The organism is Kriegella aquimaris, from assembly GCF_900103215.1.
GTDB classification, from domain to species: Bacteria; Bacteroidota; Bacteroidia; order Flavobacteriales; family Flavobacteriaceae; genus Kriegella; species Kriegella aquimaris.
Genome location: NZ_FNGV01000014.1, coordinates 114,339 through 138,747 on the forward strand (window position 1 = coordinate 114,339; position 24,409 = coordinate 138,747).

Sequence of the window (24,409 nt, forward strand, 5' to 3'; positions counted from 1 at the left end):
TGCACTATTTCTTCAATCATCCTTCCTTTGTAAAAAGAATTAGGGAATGGATATTAAAAGTTATTTGCTCAAAAAAAGTAACGGTAAGACCGTATTGTTTCTTTTTATAGTAACCAGTCTTGTTTATTTGGTGATGTTAACGGTAACCATACCAAAGGTGGCGAGCTACGCCGACGGGCTACGTATTTTAGATATGATGCCTACAGGATATGATTTGGCATATGTAGAACAATTATTTGGTTCATTGGGTTTAAAGGGAAGGGAGTGTTATCTTTTTTATCAGCTTCCACTTGATATGATCTATCCCTTTCTTTTCGGATTTAGCTACTCACTGCTTTTGGTTTATTTTCTAAGGAAATTGGACAAGTTTGAAAGTCCTCTCTTATATTTCTGCATACTGCCCCTTGTGGCAGCTGTTGCAGACTATGCCGAGAATATCGGAATTCTAAATTTATTATTGAATTATCCCGAGCTTTCCGGCACAGCCGTAATGCGAACCAATATATTCACGCTTATAAAAAGTGTGACATCGACCATTTATTTTATGGTATTAATGGCAGTCTTTATTTGGTGGGGCCTTAGAACTCTTTTTTACCGAACTCGCTATCGATAAACTTAGATTTGTTCTTCGTTGTATTGAATAGGTACGATAAGTTAATCGATACCATATCTACTTCATACCTATAATTGGTAGTGGTATAAAATTCATTGGTCTTAAAAGTTGTTATGCGCTGCTCATTCGTTTTTAAAAGCCCCATATCAATATTTTGCCATTGTAGGGTGGCCGTTAATCTATTATCGAGAAATGTTTTTCGAAACGTAAGATTCGGGGTGTAAAATCTAGAATCTTCACCTTGAGCTGTGTTTGTATCCGAGAGGTAATTAAATGTAAACTGTACCGATGCATTTTCCCAGAATGAGTAAGTAGAATTCACATTGAAAGAATAGACTGTGGCACTACTATTAACATCATAATTTCTAGTGATACCATCTCGGTGTCTGAAGACGAAAGTGCCATCAATATCATAGGAATACACATTTGCTCCGATATAATTGGACCAATTTTTAGTAGGTTTTATTTGAGCACCCACTTCCAATCCTATAGCATTGCTTTTTCCTACATTGGAATAGACCCTATTAATAATGCTATCTAACACTGCCCCATTGGCTTCATAAGCCAGCGTGTTCACACGGTTTATTACATTGTCTACATGTCTGTAATATGCTGTTGCGCTTAAAGAGTTGCCACCTTTGAAATTTTTGACAATTCCAAGTTCGACCAAATCGATAAATTCGGGCCTTAATTGATTGTCTCCTTGTTCAAAAACCTCTGAATGCTCCCGTTCTGCAAAACTGTTCATTTTAAGTGTTGTCGTTCGTTCGACCCTTTTGCTGTAGGCGGCTTTGATTTTTGATGTTTCATTAACTGCATATTGCATAGAAGCAGACGGGAATAATTTCACAAAATCGTATTCATAGGTTTGTTCCGGGTCCGGTGTTTTTAAATCTTCTTTATAGGTGCGATTCATTGATTCTAATCGTAAACCCCCGGCGTAGTCCCACTTATCCTTGGCACCGGTCAGTTGGGCGTAACCGGAATGCAATATACGTTCAAGACTTATGTCACTAGAAAATTCAGGAACAAGTACGCCGTCACGTTCATATACAAATTCACCAGTATGATCTAAGGCCCTAAATTGATACCCTGTTTCCAAGGTTCCTATGGACAGCGGTTTCCATTGATAATCTATATTTAAACGATATCCGCTTAAAGGGTTGTCGTTTGTGTTGTACTCTTGCTGGTAAACGATATTCCGATCGGTAAGCCCGAGGTTGTCATTATAAGTAGGGCCTCCTAAAAAAGTATATTCATATAAAAACGATGTAGATAACTTTGAATCGTTTTTGAATTTATGTGAATAATCAAAACTGCCCAATCCGAAGTCTCCTTTTCGTGTTCTTAAGTTGTGGTTGTAATATTGAAAAGTATATTCCCTGGTATTGCTGCCTATTGGAGAAATTGCGTGATTATCAAAATAATTGATATCCGCCAATCGGTCTACCGAATGTTTTCCTCCGTAAAATCCTAAAGAATAGGTATCTGCATCATTAGGAGTGAAATCTACATTAAATCTTCCGTTGTAGCTAATGTCATCAAAACTGCGTTCACCATCAGATGGCAGAAAGGTTTGCTTGTTTTCTGGTTGATTGATGACAAAAACTTCTCCTTCCCTTCTTCCGGTCTTATCATTACGTTGGTAACTGGCACCGAGGGAGAAATTCCATTTATCGGTTCTTTTGTTCAGGGTTGCATCTATCCCATATCTTTGGGCAGCCTCTTGAGTGTCGTAAGACTCTATAGAAGGAAGTCCGCCTCGAACATTCACTTGGGCATATGTGCCGTTTGTAGCTCCTTTTTTTGTGATAATATTGATGATGCCACCTTTCCCTTCCGGGTCATATTTGGCAGATGGGGCCGTAATTAATTCTACCGATTGTAATGCGTTAGCGGGTAACTGTGCTAATATAGCGGTAGCATCGCCTTGTGTAGGTTTTCCATTTATCAATACGGCAAAGCCTTTACTGCCTCTTACGCTAATTTCTCCTTGCCCGTCAACAGTTACCGATGGTATGTTCTTTACAATATCAACGGCATTTCCCCCTTGACTGCTTTGAAACTTCTTGGTGTCAAAAACTTGACGGTCTATTTTATGAATAACCGTCGAACGTTCGCCCTGAACAACCACTTCACTAAGTTGGTTCTGGCCAATTTTTAAAGAAATAGTCCCCAAATCATTCACCGTATTTCTATTTTGAATTTGGATGTCGGAAATGGTTTCCTTTTGAAACCCGATAAAAGAGGCTTCCAAATAATACTTGCCTTTTTTAATATTGTCGATGGAGAAATAACCTTTGGCGTCTGTAATTACACCGGTTACTACAGTGCTATCTTGTTGATTGTAAACTGCCGCTGTTGCATATTCAAGAGGCGAACCATCTGCACTATCTACAATTTTTCCGGTAAGTTGACCGAAAGTAAGATGGGCTACAAACAAAAGAAATAAACTGCTAACGTATTTTAACTTCAAAGTACTATGTTTTTGAATTATACTGCAAACATAACCCCTTTGAACGCTCGAAAATGGTCTATTTGCAAAATTAATGGTACTTATAAAATGGCTTCTTTTTTAAATTGTAGCGGTGTTTGTCCTACTTGTCTTTTGAAATATTTTATAAAATGGGAAGCATCTTTAAAATCGAGATTAAATGAAATCTCCGCAACCGAAAGGTCTGTATAAAGTAGTAGTCTTTTTGTCTCTTGAATCATATGGGATGCAATGACTTCCGAAGCCGTTTTTGAAAGCCGTTTTTTGCATAACGAGTTGAGGTTCTGCGCCGTAGTATTGAGGCATTCTGCATAGAAGCCGACATTGTTTTTGGGTTGGTCTTCCAAGAGTTCAGTGAATTTTGTAACCAGATCAACCGATTGATTGATGGCTCCCTCGGAATAGGAAATGATTTTGGCCAAGAGAGCCTTTAAGCTGCCTTCGAGTATTTCCTTTTGAACCGGGGAGTTGATTTTTTTTTCACGACAAAGTATTTCGAATAAAGCATCTATAGAAGCATCTTCGGGAACCTTTGTGACCTGCAGGTCGTGTAACTTTGTTAAAAGTAGGGCAAGGCTCTTGTCAAAACTTTTTTCAAGAAACTCTTCTTTTATTATAATTACATAACCCTCTGGCATCGTATTAATTTCCCAATGGTGCACCTGTTCTTTCCAAATAAAATAGAAAGTGGGCGGAGTTATGGCGTGACATTTCTCATCCATATAATGGAAACCCTGACCTTTTTGAAAATATACGAGTTCTAGATATTTGTTGTGGCGATGGGGTTTTGTATAACGCTTGTTGGTGTCAAAGGGTTCGATTTTGATAGCATCGAAAGCCGAAATCTTATTATAGGTGGCTATTTGTTTTTCCATCAAGCAAAACGTTTTTTTGTATCAAACCTTTGTTAGGTAAATAGGAGGGGCAATATAACCATTTTATAGGCGGAAGTTTTCTTCTTTAAGAGACAGTTAGGAAATTTAACAACTCGCTTTCTTGTCAACTTTCATATGTTTAGCTAGTATAATTAATTAAGAACAGCTTTGTTATATTAATTGCCGGCGCTTTAGTTAAAGCAATCTTTTAATTACATTGGTTTTCTTAAGTCTTTTTTCAAGAAAATCACCGTCATCGCTACCATAAAAAAAGCAAAGGGTAACGATGTGACTATCAATAGTTTTTGAGCGGCCGTCAACACATCGATATCAGGTTTGGCATTGCCCAAAAGTATTAGTGCCACGGTAGCCAATAGAATAAAAACCGACCAGATCAAACGATGCTTTTTGCTAGGGTTCTTTTTTCCTTTATCCGTGAACATACTGAGTACAAATACTGCGGAATCAACCGAGGTAACCAGGAAACTTATCAAAAGAAAAATAGTCGTGAAATTGAGTAGCATGGCCAAGGGGTAATTTTCAAAAAACACAAAAATAGATGAAAATACATTTCCGAATTCATTGCTATAGGCACCCCAACCCTCGATTAGTTGAAATGCCGATGCCCCAAAAACCGAGAACCAAAAAAAGGTTCCAAAAGATGGTATGAGCAATACCCCAAGTAAGAGTTGTCGCAATGTTCTTCCTTTCGAAATTCGGGCAATAAAGATTCCTGTGAAAGGTGCCCACGCGAGCCAAAAGGCCCAATAATAAAAAGTCCAGTCGGTCAGAAAATCGATTCCGGGGTCAAAACCTCCATAAGCAAGGCTCAAAGGAATAAAGTTGATCAAGTAGTAAAATGTCGAAGAAACGAACGAACTTAATATGAAGACCATATCACTTGTGAAAAACACGTAGAGCAGCACTAATAGGGTAATCAGAATATTAAATTTTGAGATAATCTTTATGCCTTTGTTTACACCTTGCCAAGCTGAATAGAAAGCGATGGCGGAAATTAAAAGGGCTAAGAATAGCGTTGTGCCCAATCCAAACTCTTTTTCGAATAAATGGTTCAGCCCCCCGTTGATTTGTGTGGTGCCCAAACCTATTGCGGCAATCAACCCCACTACAGTAGTGATGATGGTCATTACATCTATTCCGTTTCTTGCAATTTTACCTGTAATGGAATCTTCAATAGTTGCGCTAACCAATACTTTCTTTTTCTTTACAAAAAGAGCATAACCGACTACCATTGCGAAGAGGCCGTAAAACGCCCATGCGGTAAAACCCCATTGGTAAAATGTGAATTGCAGTGCCAATACTTCAGGTTCTAGGTTTGACGGGTATGGCGGGAATTGTTGCATGAAAACAGGTTCTTGAACGGCTCGCAGCAAAATTCCCGCCCCCATGCCGGCACTGTAGAGCATGGCCGTCCAGGCCCATAGGGAATGTTCCGGCTTTTGGTCTTTTTTTCCCAATTTGATCTTTCCAAAAGGCGATAGGGCAATACCAAGAAGAAGTAACACACATCCCAAGCCTAAATAGAGATAAAAAAAGCCGAAATAGTTACGAACCCATAGCGATGCATATTCAATGGCTCGATAGCTTTCTTCGGTGGCGGCAACTGTGATAAGGGAAAAGAGAAATATGATTCCCACAGCGATAGAAAGCAGTTTGTTTTTTTTAATGAAATCGATGTTTTCGATAAATGCTCGTTTTAGGTTTTTGCAATATTGCGAATCATTCCTCCAAAGATAAAATAATGGAAAGGGAGTATGCTGTACCAATACAATCGCCCCCATAATCCTTTCGGTCTAAAGGTAGCGGTCTGGTGCAAGATATTATCCTCATCAATTTTAAACTCTAGCCAAGCTTCCCCTGGTAAACGCATCTCAGCAAATAGAAGTAGACGCTTTTTCTTTTTGTCAGCTAGTAAAACTCGCCAGAAATCGAGTGAATCTCCTGCGTAAATGCGGTTGGGATGCGTGCGGCCTCTTCTTAGGCCAACACCTCCGTTAAACTTGTCTAGAACCCCACGTATTTTCCAAAGCCAATTTGCATAGTACCAGCCGTTCTTGCCTCCAATTTTCCAGATATTCTCCAACACTTTGTCAGCATCTTCGACTTTTATTTTTTTCTCATCTTTTAAGACACCATATTTAGGAACTTGAATATACTTTTCAAGATTTTTCTTAAAACGTCCGCTCACCATACTATCTTTCCAACTGCTCAAGACTAAATTTTGTTCAATTTTTTTAAAAGCCATGTCAATGGCCTCGGTGTAGGTGTGCGTTTTGATGCCTAATAAATCTTGTAATCGACGGTCTCTGGCAACAACTTCCATCTTCATACTATCGACAAGGTTTATAGCCAACTTATAAGATGTCGATGTTACAAAGTACAACCAATATGAGGAAAGCTTTGGCGTCATTATGGGCACGGTAAGAATACGATTGGTGAAGCCTCGTGCCTTGGCGTACTGCTGTAGCATTTCTTTGTAGGTTAAGACATCTGGACCCCCAATATCGAACGAGTCACCATACGTCTCTTTATTACCTATTACACCGATTAGAAATTCTATAATATCACGAATAGCGATGGGTTGGGTTTTGGTCAACACCCATTTTGGGGTAATCATAAAAGGCAGTTTTTCGCATAGATCACGAATGATTTCAAATGAAGAACTGCCCGATCCGACTATAATCCCTGCCCGAAGAACAGTAAGGTTGAAATTTCCTTGGTACAGAATGTTCTCGACATTTTTACGGGAGTTTAAATGCTTTGATAATTTTTCGTCATTTATAATGCCACTTAAATAAATGACCTGTTCGACCTTTGTTTCCCCCATATATCTATTGAATAATTCAGCTGATTGGGCCTCCTTTTCATCAAAATCGCTGGTCGAAGAACTCATAGAATGAATAAGGTAATAGGCTATTTCAATGTCTTTTGGAATCAAATTGGTTTGGAATTCCTGTAAAAAATCAACTTCAATAATCTCGACTTTTTTTTTGGTTTCTCCGTCAATGGAAAATCGATTGCTATCACGAACAAGACAAACTACCGTATGGCCTAATTCTAGTAATTGGGGCAATAGGCGCATACCAATATAGCCGTTGGCGCCTGTCAATAATATTTTCATAAGTCTTCGATTGAGGTAGGCGTATTATCTGCTTTGTGGTCAAGCATTTTTTTAAAGAATTTTTGAACTGCTTTTGTGTCTGCTTGCACCCTTATGAAATAATGATCTTTATAGACTCCGTAAGTTGCGAGATTGCCCTTGTAAATAGAAAGTTTATAATAGGGTATCACCAAAGCAAAGGTTTCTAACAGCGAGCGAAAGCGTACAATGATACCTTTGGGTCTCAATTCAATATTGCAACTATCCGTATTATTGTCAAGAATCAACAGATTTCGAATCTCTACACTTGTTTCAGAAATGAATAGTTTTGGTGATCCGATACCTTTCATTGCCCAACGTTCTTTTAAAGTAAAGGGCTTGCCCACTTCAGCATCGACTTTACGGGTAATCGATTTGTCGGTATAGGATACGTTTAGGAGCATTGGCTTCTTTTTCGAAAGATGATTATAAAGTTAGTCAAAACACATGGGAATATGGAGACGGCAAAAGATATATTCTTTGCTCAAATGGTTTTCTTGATTATTTTGGATACTCCCGTATTTATTGAATTTTCAAAAAAATGTTCCGTTAAAATACGTAGTTTTGCAGCCTTAAATATCGTGATTGATGAATTTGAAGGAAGTCTTAAGAAATACTATTAAAGAAGCCGTAAAATCAACATACGAGGTTGAATTGCCTGAAGTTGAATTTCAACCCACACGTAAAGATTTTGAAGGAGACATTACGGTGGTGGTTTTTCCTATGCTTCGATACGTAAAAGGAAACCCAGTTCAGATTGGGCAGCAAATTGGCACGTATTTAGAAAAAACGGTCGACGCCGTTTCTAGTTTTAATGTAGTTAAGGGATTTTTGAATATCGTTATTGATGATTCGTTTTATCTTGATTTTTTTAATGGGATAAAAGACCGTGCCGATTATGGTTATGTCACGAATGCAAGCAGTGAGGCCATTCTCGTTGAGTATTCTTCGCCCAATACCAATAAGCCCCTGCATTTGGGCCATATCAGAAATATTTTATTGGGTTATTCGGTAGCCGAAATCTTAAAGGCTTCGGGAAAAAAAGTATACAAAACCCAAATTGTCAATGATAGGGGTATACATATTTGTAAAAGTATGTTGGCTTGGCAACGTTTTGCTCCAATAGGAAATGATGATAAGAGAGAGACTCCCAATACAACCCTAAATCCTCATTTAACAAAGGGAGATAAGTTTGTCGGCTATTATTATGTTCAATATAATAAAGAATACAAAAGACAATTAAAAAAAATAAGTGAGAATGCCCAAATTGAATTTAAAGAGCTTGTTGAGGAAGCAAAAATAAGTGGGAAATGGGATTTTATAAATCATGAGAACCCTAATTTATTAAGATTGCAAAAGGCTTTCCAAAGTGCTATGACTGAATACTTATCCGTTGAATTGGATATGAATCCATCTGAGTTAAAGACTAAGGATAATTATATTTCAGATTTTACCTTAACCGAAAACAGCAAACAGGATCAAGAAATCTTAGAACTTAAATCTAGATTTAGAGGTATTTCCAAAAAATTCAATTTTATAGAAGGAAATATAAAGAATCTTTCGAATAAAGAAGAAAAGAAAATCATTCAGATTTGTTTAAAGCATATAGAGCAAGTTGTTGAAATTTTTGAAAGTGCAAAAGAAATGCTCAGAAAATGGGAAGCTGGCAATACCGAAGTGGTCGCTTTATGGAAAAAAATGAACCAATGGGTCTATGATGGCTTTGATGTGACCTACAACAATTTGGGCGTCGATTTCGATAAATTGTATTACGAAAGTGATACGTATCTTTTAGGTAAGGATGTTGTTGCTGACGGACTCGAAAAAGGAATTTTCTATAAAAAGGACGATGGTAGCGTATGGATCGATCTTACCGATGAGGGCCTTGATGAAAAAATTGTACTCCGTTCCGATGGTACCGCGGTTTATATGACCCAAGATATTGGTACGGCCATTCAACGGGCCAAAGATTATACCGATATAGGCGGTATGGTATACACTGTGGGCAACGAACAAGATTACCATTTTAAGGTACTCTTTCTTATCCTTAAGAAACTCGGATTTTCGTGGGCAGATAGCCTTTACCATCTGAGCTATGGAATGGTAGATTTGCCAAGTGGAAAAATGAAAAGTAGGGAGGGGACGGTAGTTGATGCCGATGATTTGATGGAAGACATGACGACCACCGCCGCCAATATTTCAGAAGAACTCGGTAAATTGGAAGGTTATTCGGAAACCGAAAAACTGGGTCTATACCAAATGATCGGGCTAGGAGCATTGAAATATTATATCTTAAAAGTGGATCCTAAAAAGCGAATTTTGTTTAATCCAGAAGAATCGGTAGATTTTCAAGGGAATACAGGTCCGTTTATCCAATATACCTATGCTAGAATTCAATCGATTTTAAGAAAAGCAGAAGCGGGAGAACAAGAGTTTGATATTGAAAGCCTGAAATCGCTGAGGTTGCATGAAAAGGAAAAGGAATTGATCAAGCAGCTTCAACTTTTTCCTGAAACCATTCAACTGGCCGCCGAGAATTACAGTCCGGCATTGCTCGCGAATTATACCTACGACTTAGTTAAAGAATTCAACTCGTTCTATCAACAAGTTTCCATTTTGGGCGAATTGAACCAAGATAAGAAAGTTTTGCGGGTTCAGTTGTCCAAAAAGGTTGGGGAAGTCGTGCAATCTGCATTCAAACTTTTGGGTATAGAAGTACCTGATCGAATGTAGATAATAGCTCGGTTCTATCAAAAACGGAACAATTTTTCCGTAGTACTTCAGTTTTAGGTATGACAAGTTTTAGTTTACATTGCTTTTGAAGATGTTCTGAAACCTAAACCCTGCGTATGTTGACAGCTGATATTTTTGGTATTTTGGCCATAGTATATATTCTTGGCCATGTGCTCTATATGCTGTACTGTGCCATAGGTCTCTACCATTTGAATCCCTTTATAAAACTAAAACCGCTGTCGACGAGCGAAAGACTTTTATTGACTGAAAATTTTCCCATTTATGGCAAACTCGCACAAGAACTGAGAGCAAAATGTGAGCAAAGAATTGTATGGTTCAGAAGTAGAAAAAAATTCGTTTTCTATGGCAATGTCACCGACAAAGAAGAACTTAGGCTCATTCTAAGCGCTGCCGCAGTATTGATGACGTTAGGTTTAAAGGATTATAAAATGACGCGGTCGTTGTTGCGAATTTTGGTCTACCCGTCACAGTACTATTCCCGAATCAAAAGACGACATCATCTTGGAGAGTACAGTCCTCATTTCAAAACGGTTATATTTTCAGCAGAAAAAATACGGGAGGGGTTTGCGATACCTGACGATAATATAAATCTGGCCATACATGAATTTGCGCATGCGCTGAGCTTTGAAATGATAAAGAAGAGCTCTTGGGAGGCACGAAAGTTTAGGGTCGGCCTAAAAAAGATAAAAGAACTTTTTTTAGACGCGTCTTTTGTAGAACAATTGTCGTCGTCGCAATATTTCCGTGAATATGGGATGACCAATTTGCAAGAGTTTTTTTCGGTCACAGTCGAGAATTTTGTTGAAACACCAACAGTTTTCTCAAAAGACTTCCCTCAGTTATATGACATTATTCAGCGTATGTTGAATTTTGATTTTCAGTCTTCCACGTTTTCGGCTTCCTCTAAAAATTTATTCTGAAACTGGCATTTGGTGTTAAACCCAAGGAAACACTTTTCACCGTTTCAATCTCATCGTTTTCGTTCAGTCTGTAATAGGTGTTCAATGTATTCTTCCGGTCGGTAAAATTCAATACCGAAAGACCGATGGAAGCTTTTATTCCAGAATTTATAGAGAAATTATAAACAGCTGAAACGTCTGCCCTGAAATATTCGGGCAATCGACTACTGTTAGCACTCGCATAATTGATTCGATATGGAAAAAAAGTTGCATCGATGGGGTCATCTGATTGAGGTTCAGTAAAGGGTTTGCCCGTTCTATAGTTCAGCCCCATGCTAAATTTCAAACGATTGAAAGTATAGTTTCCGGCCAAGGTAATGCTGTGTCGAACATCTAAGTTATTCGGAAAAGTACGCGGTGTTGTTTCATTAAAAGTATAGTTGTTCTGGTTGTAAGTGTAGCTGAGCCATGTGCTGTAATCGGTCGATTTTTTATTAATCAAGAACTCGATGCCCTTTACATCGTATTTGCCCAATTCTCCATTAAACTGATTCTGGTTTTGAAATCCTTGGGTGGCCGTACTAATACCTGTGACTTCTTTGTAAAATCCTTCCACACCAATATATAGGTTTTCGTGGTCGTAATTGATGCCGGCCGATCCTTGCTTACTCTTGGTTATGGGCAGCGCTTCCCCATCAGAGAGAATCCACCTTCGTTTTTCAATACCAAGGAAATTCTGTTCGAGATCTACAACTTGATTCGTGGCCTGACTTTTAAACTCACCCATGAATTCAGCCTTTATGTTTTCTGTGAAAGAATAATTAATGTTCAATCTAGGTTCGATAATGAATTCGTGGTAAGTCGCAATATTTTCTAAATAGTTCAAACGGGCACCACCACGGGCGAACCATTTTTTATTTTTCGGGGTGAAGGTCAATTCTGAATATAGGGCATAGGTGCGCATTACTCCTTTTACATCACTTTTAAACGGAGGCTGGGTGACATTGGTGGCATTGATAATGCCGGTTTCACTCAATTGATATCCATTAAGCCAACTCAATGTGTTGCTCAACGTATAATGCGTGTTTAATTTGATTGAAGTCTCAAGAACCTCATTGTTCTGGAATAGCTGTTGTTGTTCGCTGGACGTGTTACTCAAGGCATTGAGCATATAACTTGTGTAATAAATGTTCAAATGGGTCGAGAATTTTGGAGTCCATTGACTTTCGAGACTTCCCCCGAAAGAGAGATTACTCTGATTTAGTTCGCTATTGGATGTACGCTCTGCCCCAGTGTCTGTTTCGGTATAATTCAAATCGTTATTAATGTTGATTAGGCTAAAACGAAATTTTTGTTTGGCGGTGATGTCGTACAACAATTTTGCACTAAAATCGTAGAAATAGAAATCTTCTTCCTTTGTAATAGCTGATGTATAGCTGTTCTCCGAAACTTCACTGTCTTGAAATGCCCTTTCAAAAAATTGATTGTAAGTGGGCGTATTAAAGAAATCGGTCAGGGAACGACGTGCGGAAAATTGAAGGGCCAATTTTTCCGATAACGGAAATTGACCATAGACATCACCTCCAATAAGGTTAAAGCCACCACCACCTGTGAATTCAGCGTTGATTTGGTTTGCTGTTTGCATGCTTATAATACCGCTCACACCGTCGCCGTATTGGGCGCTGGTGCCATTTTTGACAAGAACGACCTTATCGGTAAGATAGGGATTGAAAGCCGAGATCAGACCAAAAAAGTGACCTGATTGATACATTTTGATTCCATCCCACAATATTAGATTCTGATCGTTGGTGCCTCCTCTTATATTTATATCGGAAACCGTTTCGTCTATACTTTTAATACCTGGTAGTGCTTGTACGGTCTGTAGAACATCGGGTTCCGTTAACCCGGGTAAAAGTCCGAATTCTTTAGTATTCATTGTGACGCTGGCATCCAATTCTTTTGTTAGGCCCGTTGTTAAAAATTTGTAGACGACTACCTCGTCCAACAGCTGATAGTTGACTGCCAATAATAGCGTAGGGCAATTGGGTGCCAGCAAATCTTCGACATTGACAAACAGTGTTTTGTATCCAATATGACGTATCTGTATGGTTGCAGACCTTGGAACATTGGCGAACGAGAATTTACCATCCAAATCAGTGACTGATGCTACGTTACTTTGCAATACTTCAACTGTGGCACCTGCGACGGTATTGTTTTCGAAATTATCCAGTATAATTGCACAAATATGAACAGTTGTAGTTTTTTTGAGTGTATAATATCGTTCGCTCAGCTTTTGAATTTCAATTTGAGTCTGGTCTCGAATATCCTCTAAAATTTCGGAAAGCTTCGAAGATTTCGGTATGGTTATTTGAATGGTCCTAAGATCATCATCAATGTACGAGAACTTTACATCAAAATCCTGTTCAAGTAGTTGTATATATGAGCTGAGGTAGGTGGTGGCCGTATTTTCTTGTGCCTGGGCTATTGATGAAATGAAAAATAGCATGGGGCAAAGAAAAGGAAGAACACGCTTACGGAGTGTTTTCAGCATAGAATAGCACTTTATTCCCCTCAAATTTAAACTTTATTCGGAAAGGAACGCTAATACTCTGAACGGCCAATTCGGTATCGGTATTACTAAAAGTGCCGGTAAATAACTGATCGGTGTTAATGTTTTTGGTCTCAACGGTAATATTATGCTGTCGCTCAAATTCTAACAAAACATATTTTAGGGGAATGCTCTTAAAAGTACTTTCGTTGTTCATCCAAGAAGGCTCGGTATCGGCAACTGTATTCTCCATTATTGTTCCGTTAATAGCTATAAAAGAATTGCCTGCAGGCAATTTTGTTTCTATACCATTGAACGTTACACTGACCAGCCCCTCGAAACAGGTGACTTCGAAAAAACCTTTTCTGTTCGCTACGTTAAATTGTGTACCCAGAACGGCAACAATGCCATCTTCTGTGGCTACCGTAAAGCGCTTGCCTTTGGCAACTTTAAAAAAAGCTTCGCCGTTTAGCTTAATACTCCGTTTCTTGTTCCAGTTTTTGGAATCATACGAAATTTCTGAAGCGGCATTCAACGTTATTTGAGAATTATCGGGTAACAAAACTTCTTTACTTTCGGCATACTGTGTAACAACGGTATCTTCTAAAGAATTTAAATAGAAATAAGAACCGGTAATAAGAATGACAACGGCCGCGGCTACCCGCAAAAATTTCTTAAAAGGATGGAGCCGAACGACTTTGGGCTCATTGAGAATTTGCTGGTTTTTTATGGCCATTAACGAACCTTCGATATCGAATTCGGGAGCTTCTAGATGGGTAGAAGCCTCAGCTATTCTTTGGTAAGAAGCGTACGTATCGGACTTTTTAAATTCCGACAATTCCGTCTCGGTAAGTTCATTGTTCAGCCATTTCGCCAAGTAATTCTCCTGCATATTTTTTAGCTTTGTACCTTAATAACAGTTTGTTATAAAAAAACCCTACTTCTTTATTTTAATTTTTAGCACCGTAGGAGATTGAGCTCCAAATTTTTACCATTAAATACCTTCAATTTGCTCCCGCAATGATTTCAGTGCCAAATGCATCCTTTTCTCTATTGCTTTCACGCTTACTCCCTCCATTTCCGCAATTTCGGCATACTTCTTTCCGTCTATACGATTTAACAGAAAGGTGGTTCGCTGGTTTTCCGGTAAACCATCAAGTGCCCTATCCAATTTTTCCTTGAATTGCTTTTCCTCCATCAAGAACTCTGGAGACTCATGGGTCGTCTTCAAGCTCTTGTCAGCATATTTAAGGCGTACCTTTTCCGCTTTGATTATATTCAGATATAGGTTGTTGGCGACTGTGTAAACATATGACTTGGCTTTTTTTGGGGATACTTTTCCGCAATTTTCCCAGAGCTTTACGAAGGCTTCCTGCACGGCATCATAAGCTTTTTCCTCATTGCCGAACTTATAATATATATAATTGAACACCGTTTTAGAATTATCTTTAAAGATGGTGCTGAACACTTCTTCCTCACATACGGTATCTTTGTTTTCGGTATTCAAAAGGTAGATTTTGTACCAAAGATATTTTAAAAAAAATAAACTAGGAGTAGGGTATTTTTAAAGTGGGTTGTTTCAAAGTTGAAGAATAAGTAAATCCAAATCGCTATGAAAAAGTTTTTAAATTATGTCATGTATACGAGCCTACTTGTATCGACATTGAGTCTAGGTTCTTGTCAAAAGGAGCATGAAGAAGTAGATCCGGTAAATGAACAGGAGACGCTTATGGCCAGTTCCGCTACGGCTAAGTTGATTGAACAAACCGTTTCGAACGACGGTTCGTATGATAATATCGTTGATGGTTCTAGTTGTTTTGATATTCAGTTTCCCTACAAGGTGAATGTCAATGGATTGGAGCTTGCAATAGATTCTATGGAAGACCTTGAGTTGATCGAGTTGGCTTTTGACGCAGTTGACGAAGATGAAAATATCTTGGATATCTTTTTTCCGATAACCGTAACTATGGGAGACTATACTGAAATCTCTGTCAATGGAATGGAAGATTTACGGGCACTTGCCGAACAATGTATAGAAGGCGGTGATGATGATGACATCGAATGTATCGATTTTGTTTATCCCATTTCGCTGTTCACCTTCAATACGAATAAGCAGCAAACAGGTAAGATCGTAGTAAACAGCGATAGGGAATGGCGACGCTTTTTCGCCGGGTTGGATGACGACGACTTGGTCAGTATTGATTTTCCTGTGGTGTTGGAGCTCTATGATGAAACTGAAGTTGAGGTAAGTAGCAATACCGAATTGGCATCAGCAATAGAAAGTGCAAAAAATGCCTGTGATGAAGATGATGACGATGATTACAATGATGATGATTTTACACAAGAACGTCTAGAGGAGTATTTAGTGGAGTGTCCTTGGTTGGTTAGGGATGTTGAACGGGATAACCAGACCCAAACAGAACAATATTTCGAGTATGCCATGAATTTTACGGAAGCGGGAGAGGTAACCGTAATCGATAGAGCGGGCAACAGGATAACAGGAACTTGGGCAACAAGGGTTGCCAACTACAATGTATTGTTAAGTCTTGAATTTGATGTATTGGTCGATTTTAACCTTGAATGGTATGTCAATGAAATAGAGGATGGAAAAATCAAACTTTACTCGGGTGACGATAATAAAATTGTCATGAAGAAAGCGTGTGAACTGTTCTCCGATGAACCTGATACTTTACGTGGGATATTGCGTGAATGTAGTTGGATAATAAAAAAGGTAAGGAACGACGGGGAAGAAATGAGAAGGCTTTTGGGCTATGAGTTCAATTTTATGGCAGAAGGTGTGGTAACGTTGAGCAGCGGCGATAACATTTTAGATGGTAGTTGGGAGATTACGACCAATGCGCAAGGCCGTTTAGTTATGGCAATTAATATGGGGCAAGAGCCCGGTGTTAGTTTTGAATGGCCTTTGGCTGATTTGAGAGATGATCGGTTGAAATTTGAAATTGAAGGAACCGATTATGAGCTAATACTTGAAAGAAATTGTGACAACGACGAAGATGACGAAGATGTTGTTATGATCCGTGGCTTGTTCAATAAATCGCTTTGGGAAGTTGCTTATTTCGCAGAAAACGAAAATTTCTCCACCGAACTTTATGATGGTTACATGTTCAGTTTTGAACCGAACGGACAACTTTCAGTCCTAAATCCGAACGAGCAGGAAGCCGATAGCGGCAGGTGGTTCGTGTATAGAAATAGTGAACAAAAACTTGAAATGATTATCACCTTTGGGACGGAAAGCAATTTTTACGCTTTGGGCAACGATTATCATATAGCCGAAGTATCGGATAATCGTTTGGAGCTAAAACACCAAAATGACTGGGGAGGTTTCAATGATCTTATTTTGGAAAAGTTATAATTAGTAATGGGGTAAATAATATTAGGTGTTTCAACGTTATGGTTTAGATGAAATAACTAAAATTCAAAAACATGAAATTCCATTTTTTAAAAGTATTTACTCTGTCTCTCGCCATGGTCGTGTTTATGGCCTGTGATAAAGACGATGACACGACAGAAGATCGGGTTACTGCCGAAGATATTGCCGAAATCAAAACGATTATTAATAGTGGAGAATGGCACGTATCGTATTTCTTCGATACCGATGAGGACGATACCGATAACTTTACCGGTTATGGATTTACATTCAATGTTAATGGTGTTTTAGGTGCCACCGATGGCAATGCGGCCTTATCAGGAGCATGGTCGATTGCCGTTTCTGATGCCGATGACGCCGATGATGTTGATTTTAACATCGTATTCAATGCTCCAGATGATTTTGAAGAATTAAGCGAAGATTGGCACATTGTAAAATACACGCAAAGCAAGATTGAACTTAACCATGTCAGTGGCGGTAGTGGTGATACCGATTATTTGACTTTTGAAAAGAATTAACACCTTTTTTGCCCCACATCCCCGAAAAGGGCATCCATCCTAGATGGGTGCTCTTTTTTTTCTTGTTAACGACTATCTTTCCCGCTGTTATTAGTAAATTTGCTTTCCTTCAAAAGAACGCAAGACGATGTTTGATAATTTAAGTGAAAAGCTTGACAAGGCACTGCACGTACTCAAAGGGCATGGCCAGATTACAGAAATAAACGTTGCAGAGACCACTAAAGAGGTCCGTAGGGCCTTGCTCGACGCAGACGTCAACTTTAGAATAGCCAAAGAATTTACAAATCGGGTCAAGGAAAAAGCCTTGGGCCAGAATGTTTTGACTACGTTGCAACCAGGGCAGTTGATGGTCAAGATTGTGAAAGACGAGCTTACCGAACTTATGGGTGGCGAAACCGAAGGTATCGATCTTTCGGGTGATCCCTCCATCATTTTGATGTCAGGATTACAGGGTTCGGGTAAAACGACTTTTTCGGGGAAACTCGCCAATTTTCTGAAAACAAAAAAATCGAAAAAACCCTTATTGGTAGCTTGTGACGTATATCGTCCTGCGGCCATTGACCAGTTGCATATTGTTGGTGAACAAATTGGGGTCGAAGTATATTCAGATCGCGAGAACAGCGACCCTATCGCTATTGCCAAGGCTGGGGTGGCCCATGCTAAAGCTGGCGGATATAACGTAGTCATCATTGATACGGCAGGTCGTCTGGCTGTCGATGAAAAGATGATGGATGAAATTTCGAACATCCACAGTGCCATAAAACCTCAGGAAACTCTGTTCGTAGTTGATTCTATGACAGGTCAAGATGCGGTAAACACGGCCAAGGCATTTAACGATGTCTTGAATTTTGACGGGGTTATCTTGACGAAGTTAGATGGTGATACCCGCGGTGGTGCGGCCATATCGATAAAATCGGTTGTCGACAAGCCTATAAAATTTATTGGTACAGGTGAGAAAATGGAAGCCATTGATGTTTTCCATCCATCACGAATGGCCGATCGAATTTTGGGAATGGGCGATGTGATTTCGTTGGTCGAACGTGCCCAAGATCAATTTGATGAAGAAGAGGCCCGAAAGATCCAAAAGAAAATTGCCAAGAATAAATTTGGTTTTGATGACTTTTTAAGCCAGATCCAACAAATCAAAAAAATGGGCAACCTGAAAGATTTGATGGGGATGATTCCTGGTGCCGGTAAAGCTTTAAAAGGATTGGATATAGATGATGACGCCTTTAAGCATATAGAAGCCATAATTCACTCGATGACGCCCGATGAGCGTTCGACTCCTTCAAAATTAGATGTTAGCCGTAAAAAACGTATCGCCAAAGGTAGTGGTCGTACCGTGCAGGAGGTCAACCAATTGTTGAAACAATTTGACCAAATGAGTAAAATGATGAAAATGATGCAAGGTGGCGGTGGCAAAAAGATGATGCAAATGATGGGAGGCATGAAGGGAATGCAATAAGTTGATAAAAGGCAAAGATTCGAAAATTAAAAAGGCATAAGCCGAAAATTTTATAAATGGAATTACTAGACGGTAAAAAAGTCTCGAACGAGATTAAGGAAGAAATCAAGGCCGAGGTTGCCAAAATGAGGGAACGGGGAGAGAAGGTTCCGCATTTGGCGGCAGTTTTGGTAGGCAGCGACGGTGCAAGTCTTACGTACGTAGGAAGTAAGGTGAGGTCGTGCAAACGCGTCGGTTTTGAGTCGACTTTGGTACAGATGCCGAGCACTACTTCCGAACAGGAACTCTTGAAGAAAATAGAGGAACTCAATCAAAATGATGATATCGACGGCTTTATCGTTCAGCTTCCCTTACCCGAACAAATCGATACCCAAAAAGTAATCATGGCAGTTGATCCCGATAAAGATGTCGATGGATTTCATCCTACCAACTTCGGAAAAATGGCGTTGGACATGAGTACGTTCATTCCTGCTACGCCTTTTGGTATTTTAGAACTGATCGAGCGTTATGGTGTAGAGACCCAAGGCAAGCATACTGTGGTCATCGGTAGAAGCCATATCGTTGGTCGCCCCATGAGTATTCTTATGGGCCGTAAAGGTTTTCCCGGTAATTCGACTGTTACTTTGACACATAGCCGAACAAAGAATATTACTCAAATCATATCGCAGGCCGATATTATTATCTCAGCATTGGGTGTTCCTCATTTTTTAAAGGCTGAAATGGTTAAAGATGATGCGGTAGTTATTGATGTGGGTATTACCCGAGTAGCCGATGATACGAAAGAGAAGGGGTACTATATAACGGGTGATGTCGATTTCGAAAATGTAAGTAAAAAAGCTTCTTATATCACACCAGTTCCTGGTGGAGTGGGGCCCATGACAATTGCGATGTTGTTAAAAAATACTTTATTGGCAAGAGAAAGGCATCGTAGTAGAAAATAGGTAGATATCTTAAGAAAAGGGGTGTTCTCATGTTCATCCCTTTGACTTCTTACTATTTTAAAGACGGAAGAATGGTTGTTTTCCCCTTAAAAATTGATTTCTTTAAGGAGTATTGGCTTGGTCAAAAGTTAAAGCTCCTGTTGTTTCTTGAGTATCATCCTTTGGTATGAGCAAATCAATATCTTCACTATCATCATAATTGCAACTGCTCATTCCGAGTATTGCCATCAAGAGCAATCCTGCGATTGAAAACTTTTTCATACAAGGTAATTTAGTAGGTGTTTTACCCGATTAATGCTAAATGATAACGTTTAAAAAGCAGATTTCTTGTTTGTTTTTTTCTGTAAGCTATTGATTGTTTATTCCCTATTAATAATCCCAACCCTTTTCTTATCTTGTAATCCGTTATAATCGAACCATTTTATGAAATATTTTTTTGTGCTGTCCCTACTTTATTTGGGCACATCCTTCACCGTTTTCTCTCAATCGGGAAAAGTGTACGACAACCTTTCCATGACCAGTGAAATTTTAAAAGGCGACAGAAAATACGCTGTTTATCTTCCGCCTGATTATGAAACTTCCGAGCGTAGTTATCCGGTCCTTTATTTATTGCACGGCGCCGGAGATGACCAAACGGGATGGGTGCAGTTTGGTGAGGTATTACGATTAACAGATAATACTATAAAAGACGGTACGGCAACTCCCATGGTCATTATAATGCCCGATGCAAATACGGGACAACGTGGTTATTTTAACGAAGGTGAAAACTGGAGGTATGAAGATTTCTTTTTTGAGGAGTTTATGCCTTACGTCGAGAAGAAATACCGTATCAAGAGTGAAAAAAGGTATCGTGCCGTAGCCGGACTCTCCATGGGAGGGGGCGGTTCTTTTATGTATGCGCTGCACCACCCAGAATTATTCTCGTCAGCTTGCCCTTTGAGTGCCTATATAGGGCCTTTGACTATTGATGATTTTAAGGAAAGGCTTAAACGTGACAATAAGAAGTATTCCGATAAAGAAATAAAAGAAAAATTCGCCCGGCACAATGCCCTTAGTTTAATAGAAAGTGTACCTGTGGAGGATATTAAATCGGTGCGTTGGTATATTGATTGTGGCGATGATGATTTTCTTTACGAAGGAAATAGCCTGGTTCATATTGCAATGACAAAAAAGGGGATTCCACATGAATATCGGGTACGGGATGGTCGACATAGTTGGACGTACTGGCGAGAAGCACTTCCAACCGTTTTAGAATTTGTATCGGACACATTTCATCAACATTAATTCCATATCACACCTATTACAACAAACTTGGATCAAACCAATAAAATATGAAAAACTACGGCATTGTAAAGCTATTGACTATTCTAGGAGTCGTTTTCTTTATTTCAATTTCCTGTGAAGACAAACCTAAAAAACCAAAAGAAATTCCTTTGGTCAAAAGGGAAGATTCTGTAATAGGCTTGCAGCGAGCCAAAGAAACGCGCCAAAATGTGGCCGCACAGGTAGCTGAAGGACTAGAACTTTCTTTATGGGCATCCGATTCATTGGCGCCCGACCCCATAGCAATGTCTATAGATGATTTGGGCAGGGTTTACCTGACCCGTACCAATCGACAAAAAAACTCGGAATTCGATATTCGCGGTCATAGGGATTGGATGACCCCCTCCATTGCATTGCAATCTTTGGAAGAGCGTCGCGCATTTCTCCGCAGTACTTTTGCCCCGGAAAAAAGTGAGGAAAACGAATGGCTATCCGATCTGAATAATGATGGGGTGCACGATTGGCACGACCTTGCTGTAGAGAAAGAAGAGGTATGGCGTTTGGAAGACAAAAACGGCAACGGTATAGCCGATGAGTCGACACGAATTTTGAGTGATTTCAACGAAGAAGTTACCGATGTCGCTGGAGCACTATTGGTACGAAAGGAAGACGTATTCGTTGGCGTAGGTCCTGATATGTGGCGATTAACAGATACGAACGACGATGAGGTATTGGATAGTAAAACTTCCATATCGCATGGGTATGCAGTTCATATTGGTTTTGGCGGACATGGCATGTCAGGGGCGATCGAAGGCCCCGATGGTAAAATTTATTGGGGTATCGGTGATATCGGTTTTAATGGTACCTCACCAGATGGAATACAGCACAAGTACCCAAATCAAGGTGTCATCGTAAGGGCGAACCCTGACGGTAGTGATTTTGAAGTTTTTGCCGCAGGTTTGCGTAATACACACGAATTCGTTTTTGATGCCTATGGTAATATTATCTCGTCGGATAATGATGGCGACCACCGCGGTGAGAGCGAGCGTTTGGTGCATATTGTTGAGGGGCATGATGCCGGTTGGAGGTCTAATTGGCAATACGGTAAGTATACAGACCCTAAAAATAATGGGTATAATGTATGGATGGATGAAAAGTTATTTGTGCCTCGTTGGGAAGGTCAAGCAGCCTATATTATTCCACCCATCCAAAATTTTCATAATGGTCCTACAGGTATGGTGTTCAACCCTGGTACGGCGCTAGGTAAAGATTGGTTGAATAAATTCTTTTTGGTTGAATTCGTTGGAACCCCGAGTCGCTCCCATATTTGGTCGTTCGGGTTAAAGCCTAAAGGTGCTTCGTTTGAATTGAACGGAGAGCAAGATGTACTTAGTGGAGTGCTTCCTACAGGAATTCGTTTCGGACCTGATGGGGCTTTGTATCTGGCAGATTGGATCAATGGTTGGGATACGAAAAATTATGGCCGGGTATGGAAATTGGATGTGACCTCGAATAAAGATGATTTAAAAGCCGAGCGTGAGGAAACACAGCGTTTGATGACTTTGGATTATGACAAACAAAGTATCAATGAATTGGTGAAATTACTGTCTTATAAAGATATGAGAATCCGCCAAAAAGCACAGTTTGAACTAGTCAAAAGAGGTAACAAGGGCTTTGATGCTTTTCAAGAAGTTATCACGAATAATTCGAATCAATTTGCCCGAATCCATGGAATTTGGGGTATCGGCCAACTTGCAGGAAAGGATAACGGCAAGGCTGCCCCTTTGATGGAATTGCTTACTGATGGAGATTTGGAAATCGTGGCACAGGCCAGTAAAATTTTAGGTGATGTACGGTATGCGAAAGCAGCCCCCCAATTACTTCCATTGTTGAAAAACGACAATCCGAGAGTTCAGTTTTATGCGGCTCAAGCCTTAGGAAGGCTTGCTTATAAGGAAGCGGTTCAACCCTTGCTTGATATGATTGCAGAGAATGGTGATGAAGATATCTATATCAGGCATGCTGGAGTTTTGGCACTTTCCCGAATTAATGAGATTGAGCCTATTGCTGCATTGGCCCATAGTCCAAACCGGAGTTTAAGAATTGCCGCCGTATTGGTTTTAAGACGTTTACGGAGTGCCCGAGTATCCGATTTTCTTAAAGATAAAGACGAGTATATTGTCACAGAGGCAGCTCGCGCCATTAATGATGATTGGTCGATTGAGGAAGATTTACCAGCTTTGGCATCCATTTTGTCAGAGCAACGGTTTTCTGCCGAGCCCTTATTGCGCCGAGCGATAAATGCTGCGCTTCGCGTAGGAGGGGAGAAAGAATTGGATGCACTCATCAATTTTGCCAAACGAAGTGATATGTCCGGTGTTATTCGCGGAGAGGCACTTGCGGCTATCGGTACTTGGGCGGAACCTTCCGTGTTGGACCGGGTCGATGGCCGATATAGGGGCGAGGTTAAGAGAGATTCTGCTCTGGTAAGAGAAGAGCTGGATGGTCTTGTCGTTCCTTTCCTAAAGGAAAAAGATGAGGATATTTTGGTCGCAACCTCAAAAATGGTGAGTGCCTTGGGTATTCGTTCCTATAACGATCAACTAGCATCCATAATGACCAAGAGCAAATCGCCGGAAGTGCGAATGGCCATGTTACAGGCGTTGGGGGAACTGGGTTATGGTAAAATAGCTACGGTTATGCAGTCGGGCATGAAAGATCCAGACCCTATGGTACGAACTGTGGCCATTGGTCTAATTACCAAGATGGACGTGTCCAAGGAGGCGCTATCGGGTATCGTAAACCCTATTTTTGAAACGGGTTCGGTACGTGAGCAGCAGAAAGTATTGAATGTATTGGGTGAACTTCCAAATGAGAAAACCGAAACGTTACTGGCGCAATTGATACAAAAGGCAAATGCAAAAAAACTGTCTTCATCGGTAACTTTAGATTTGGTCGAGGCAGTTGAAGCTTCCGGTTCGGAGAAAAACATTGCACAGTTAGAAACCTTGAAAGCGACGGGAAATACGGTTGAGGCTTTTCAAGAAACGTTGAATGGAGGTAATTGGAGGGAAGGAAGGGATTTCTTTAATAAAAACTCTACAGGTCAATGTGTGCGATGCCACGCCGTAGGTGGATTGGGCGGCAAGGTTGGGCCCGAGTTGGATAATATTGGTAATATACTCAGTAGGGAACAATTACTGGAAGCAATAATCAATCCAAGTAAACGCTTGGCACCTGGTTTTGGTACGGTCACAGTTACCCTTAAAGATGGTCAGGTCGTTACCGGACTCCTAGAGGAAGAAACGGAAAAGGAACTCATTTTACGAACGTCCGATGCCGAACCTATGGAAATTGCCCTTTCACGAATTGGCAAACGGGAAAATATGCCCTCAGGCATGCCTCCAATGGGTGGTGCATTATCAAAACGTGAAATAAGAAATGTCATTGAATATTTGGCGAGTTTGAAGAAACCCTTGCCATAAGCCTAA

The 24,409-nt window shown here is 39.9% G+C and carries 19 protein-coding genes; 10 read left to right on the forward strand and 9 right to left on the reverse strand.

Features of this window, described 5'->3' with window-relative positions; all coding sequences use genetic code 11:
* Window positions 1-46 precede the first annotated feature (46 nt).
* On the forward strand, window positions 47-613 hold the full coding sequence (locus BLS33_RS20280; protein ID WP_089894154.1) for a hypothetical protein: 567 nt from the start codon (window positions 47-49) through the stop codon (window positions 611-613).
* On the opposite strand, the gene BLS33_RS20285 is transcribed toward BLS33_RS20280, so the two are convergent.
* The 5 genes from BLS33_RS20285 to BLS33_RS20305 form a co-directional block, all read right to left on the reverse strand.
* Window positions 579-3,089 (reverse strand): TonB-dependent receptor, encoded by a 2,511-nt coding sequence (locus tag BLS33_RS20285; RefSeq protein ID WP_089894157.1) that lies wholly within the window; start codon window positions 3,087-3,089, stop codon window positions 579-581. The genes BLS33_RS20280 and BLS33_RS20285 overlap by 35 nt on opposite strands.
* Window positions 3,090-3,169: 80 nt before the next feature.
* A complete protein-coding gene (locus BLS33_RS20290; RefSeq protein ID WP_089894160.1) occupies window positions 3,170-3,982 on the reverse strand; it encodes a helix-turn-helix domain-containing protein in 813 nt (270 codons plus the stop codon).
* A 212-nt stretch (window positions 3,983-4,194) separates the two neighbouring features.
* Window positions 4,195-5,784 carry a BCCT family transporter gene (locus BLS33_RS20295; protein WP_176801470.1) on the reverse strand — a complete coding sequence of 530 codons (1,590 nt, stop codon included), beginning with the start codon at window positions 5,782-5,784 and terminating at the stop codon, window positions 4,195-4,197.
* Window positions 5,700-7,124 carry an SDR family oxidoreductase gene (locus tag BLS33_RS20300; RefSeq protein WP_089894163.1) on the reverse strand — a complete coding sequence of 475 codons (1,425 nt, stop codon included), beginning with the start codon at window positions 7,122-7,124 and terminating at the stop codon, window positions 5,700-5,702. The genes BLS33_RS20295 and BLS33_RS20300 overlap by 85 nt, the downstream gene beginning before the upstream one ends.
* The gene (locus BLS33_RS20305) at window positions 7,121-7,546 is read right to left on the reverse strand and encodes a hypothetical protein (protein ID WP_089894167.1); all 426 of its coding nucleotides are present in this window, start codon (window positions 7,544-7,546) and stop codon (window positions 7,121-7,123) included. The genes BLS33_RS20300 and BLS33_RS20305 overlap by 4 nt, the downstream gene beginning before the upstream one ends.
* 51 nt (window positions 7,547-7,597) lie before the next feature.
* On the opposite strand from BLS33_RS20305, the gene BLS33_RS24950 reads away from it, so the two are divergent.
* The 3 genes from BLS33_RS24950 to BLS33_RS20320 all read left to right on the forward strand — a co-directional run bounded on the left by BLS33_RS24950 (window position 7,598) and on the right by BLS33_RS20320 (window position 10,816).
* On the forward strand, window positions 7,598-7,765 hold the full coding sequence (locus BLS33_RS24950) for a hypothetical protein (RefSeq protein ID WP_176801471.1): 168 nt from the start codon (window positions 7,598-7,600) through the stop codon (window positions 7,763-7,765).
* Window positions 7,731-9,875 (forward strand): arginine--tRNA ligase, encoded by a 2,145-nt coding sequence (argS, locus tag BLS33_RS20315; RefSeq protein WP_089894173.1) that lies wholly within the window; start codon window positions 7,731-7,733, stop codon window positions 9,873-9,875. Before BLS33_RS24950 ends, argS begins: the two co-directional genes overlap by 35 nt.
* Before the next feature lie 116 nt (window positions 9,876-9,991).
* A complete protein-coding gene (locus BLS33_RS20320) occupies window positions 9,992-10,816 on the forward strand; it encodes a zinc-dependent peptidase (protein ID WP_089894175.1) in 825 nt (274 codons plus the stop codon).
* On the opposite strand, the gene BLS33_RS20325 is transcribed toward BLS33_RS20320, so the two are convergent.
* The 3 genes from BLS33_RS20325 to BLS33_RS20335 all read right to left on the reverse strand — a co-directional run bounded on the left by BLS33_RS20325 (window position 10,800) and on the right by BLS33_RS20335 (window position 14,850).
* Complete coding sequence (locus tag BLS33_RS20325; protein WP_089894181.1) at window positions 10,800-13,346, reverse strand: TonB-dependent receptor; 2,547 nt, start codon at window positions 13,344-13,346, stop codon at window positions 10,800-10,802. The genes BLS33_RS20320 and BLS33_RS20325 overlap by 17 nt on opposite strands.
* Entirely contained in the window at window positions 13,327-14,235 is a 909-nt protein-coding gene (locus BLS33_RS20330; protein ID WP_089894184.1) for a FecR family protein, read from the reverse strand. Before BLS33_RS20330 ends, BLS33_RS20325 begins: the two co-directional genes overlap by 20 nt.
* A 102-nt stretch (window positions 14,236-14,337) precedes the next feature.
* Window positions 14,338-14,850, reverse strand: coding sequence for an RNA polymerase sigma factor (locus BLS33_RS20335; RefSeq protein ID WP_089894186.1), 513 nt, complete (start codon window positions 14,848-14,850; stop codon window positions 14,338-14,340).
* 105 nt (window positions 14,851-14,955) lie between these two features.
* On the opposite strand from BLS33_RS20335, the gene BLS33_RS20340 reads away from it, so the two are divergent.
* From BLS33_RS20340 to BLS33_RS20355, 4 genes are all read left to right on the forward strand, one after another.
* Complete coding sequence (locus tag BLS33_RS20340; RefSeq protein WP_245731570.1) at window positions 14,956-16,716, forward strand: hypothetical protein; 1,761 nt, start codon at window positions 14,956-14,958, stop codon at window positions 16,714-16,716.
* Between the two features lie 71 nt (window positions 16,717-16,787).
* On the forward strand, window positions 16,788-17,249 hold the full coding sequence (locus tag BLS33_RS20345) for a hypothetical protein (RefSeq protein WP_245731571.1): 462 nt from the start codon (window positions 16,788-16,790) through the stop codon (window positions 17,247-17,249).
* A gap of 127 nt (window positions 17,250-17,376) precedes the next feature.
* Entirely contained in the window at window positions 17,377-18,714 is a 1,338-nt protein-coding gene (gene ffh, locus BLS33_RS20350; protein ID WP_089894189.1) for a signal recognition particle protein, read from the forward strand.
* A 56-nt stretch (window positions 18,715-18,770) separates the two neighbouring features.
* On the forward strand, window positions 18,771-19,655 hold the full coding sequence (locus BLS33_RS20355) for a bifunctional 5,10-methylenetetrahydrofolate dehydrogenase/5,10-methenyltetrahydrofolate cyclohydrolase (protein WP_089894192.1): 885 nt from the start codon (window positions 18,771-18,773) through the stop codon (window positions 19,653-19,655).
* A 102-nt stretch (window positions 19,656-19,757) separates the two neighbouring features.
* Here BLS33_RS20355 and BLS33_RS24955 read toward each other — a convergent pair whose 3' ends face one another.
* The gene (locus tag BLS33_RS24955) at window positions 19,758-19,916 is read right to left on the reverse strand and encodes a hypothetical protein (RefSeq protein ID WP_176801472.1); all 159 of its coding nucleotides are present in this window, start codon (window positions 19,914-19,916) and stop codon (window positions 19,758-19,760) included.
* 162 nt (window positions 19,917-20,078) lie between these two features.
* Between BLS33_RS24955 and BLS33_RS20360 the strand changes: the two genes are divergently transcribed.
* On the forward strand, window positions 20,079-20,939 hold the full coding sequence (locus BLS33_RS20360) for an alpha/beta hydrolase (RefSeq protein ID WP_176801473.1): 861 nt from the start codon (window positions 20,079-20,081) through the stop codon (window positions 20,937-20,939).
* A gap of 47 nt (window positions 20,940-20,986) precedes the next feature.
* The gene (locus BLS33_RS20365; protein WP_089894196.1) at window positions 20,987-24,403 is read left to right on the forward strand and encodes a HEAT repeat domain-containing protein; all 3,417 of its coding nucleotides are present in this window, start codon (window positions 20,987-20,989) and stop codon (window positions 24,401-24,403) included.
* The last annotated feature ends 6 nt before the right edge of the window (window positions 24,404-24,409 follow it).

What these genes read in the sequence shown, in the direction of transcription:
- BLS33_RS20280 (WP_089894154.1), top strand. Translation starts at nt 47, where the DNA reads ATGGATATTAAAAGTTATTTGCTCAAAAAAAGTAACGGTAAGACCGTA.
- BLS33_RS20290 (WP_089894160.1), bottom strand. Translation starts at nt 3,982, where the DNA reads ATGGAAAAACAAATAGCCACCTATAATAAGATTTCGGCTTTCGATGCT.
- BLS33_RS20295 (WP_176801470.1), bottom strand. Translation starts at nt 5,784, where the DNA reads ATGGGGGCGATTGTATTGGTACAGCATACTCCCTTTCCATTATTTTAT.
- BLS33_RS20300 (WP_089894163.1), bottom strand. Translation starts at nt 7,124, where the DNA reads ATGAAAATATTATTGACAGGCGCCAACGGCTATATTGGTATGCGCCTA.
- BLS33_RS20305 (WP_089894167.1), bottom strand. Translation starts at nt 7,546, where the DNA reads ATGCTCCTAAACGTATCCTATACCGACAAATCGATTACCCGTAAAGTC.
- BLS33_RS24950 (WP_176801471.1), top strand. Translation starts at nt 7,598, where the DNA reads ATGGAGACGGCAAAAGATATATTCTTTGCTCAAATGGTTTTCTTGATT.
- argS (WP_089894173.1), top strand. Translation starts at nt 7,731, where the DNA reads ATGAATTTGAAGGAAGTCTTAAGAAATACTATTAAAGAAGCCGTAAAA.
- BLS33_RS20320 (WP_089894175.1), top strand. Translation starts at nt 9,992, where the DNA reads ATGTTGACAGCTGATATTTTTGGTATTTTGGCCATAGTATATATTCTT.
- BLS33_RS20325 (WP_089894181.1), bottom strand. Translation starts at nt 13,346, where the DNA reads ATGCTGAAAACACTCCGTAAGCGTGTTCTTCCTTTTCTTTGCCCCATG.
- BLS33_RS20330 (WP_089894184.1), bottom strand. Translation starts at nt 14,235, where the DNA reads ATGCAGGAGAATTACTTGGCGAAATGGCTGAACAATGAACTTACCGAG.
- BLS33_RS20340 (WP_245731570.1), top strand. Translation starts at nt 14,956, where the DNA reads ATGAAAAAGTTTTTAAATTATGTCATGTATACGAGCCTACTTGTATCG.
- BLS33_RS20345 (WP_245731571.1), top strand. Translation starts at nt 16,788, where the DNA reads ATGAAATTCCATTTTTTAAAAGTATTTACTCTGTCTCTCGCCATGGTC.
- ffh (WP_089894189.1), top strand. Translation starts at nt 17,377, where the DNA reads ATGTTTGATAATTTAAGTGAAAAGCTTGACAAGGCACTGCACGTACTC.
- BLS33_RS20355 (WP_089894192.1), top strand. Translation starts at nt 18,771, where the DNA reads ATGGAATTACTAGACGGTAAAAAAGTCTCGAACGAGATTAAGGAAGAA.
- BLS33_RS24955 (WP_176801472.1), bottom strand. Translation starts at nt 19,916, where the DNA reads ATGAAAAAGTTTTCAATCGCAGGATTGCTCTTGATGGCAATACTCGGA.
- BLS33_RS20360 (WP_176801473.1), top strand. Translation starts at nt 20,079, where the DNA reads ATGAAATATTTTTTTGTGCTGTCCCTACTTTATTTGGGCACATCCTTC.
- BLS33_RS20365 (WP_089894196.1), top strand. Translation starts at nt 20,987, where the DNA reads ATGAAAAACTACGGCATTGTAAAGCTATTGACTATTCTAGGAGTCGTT.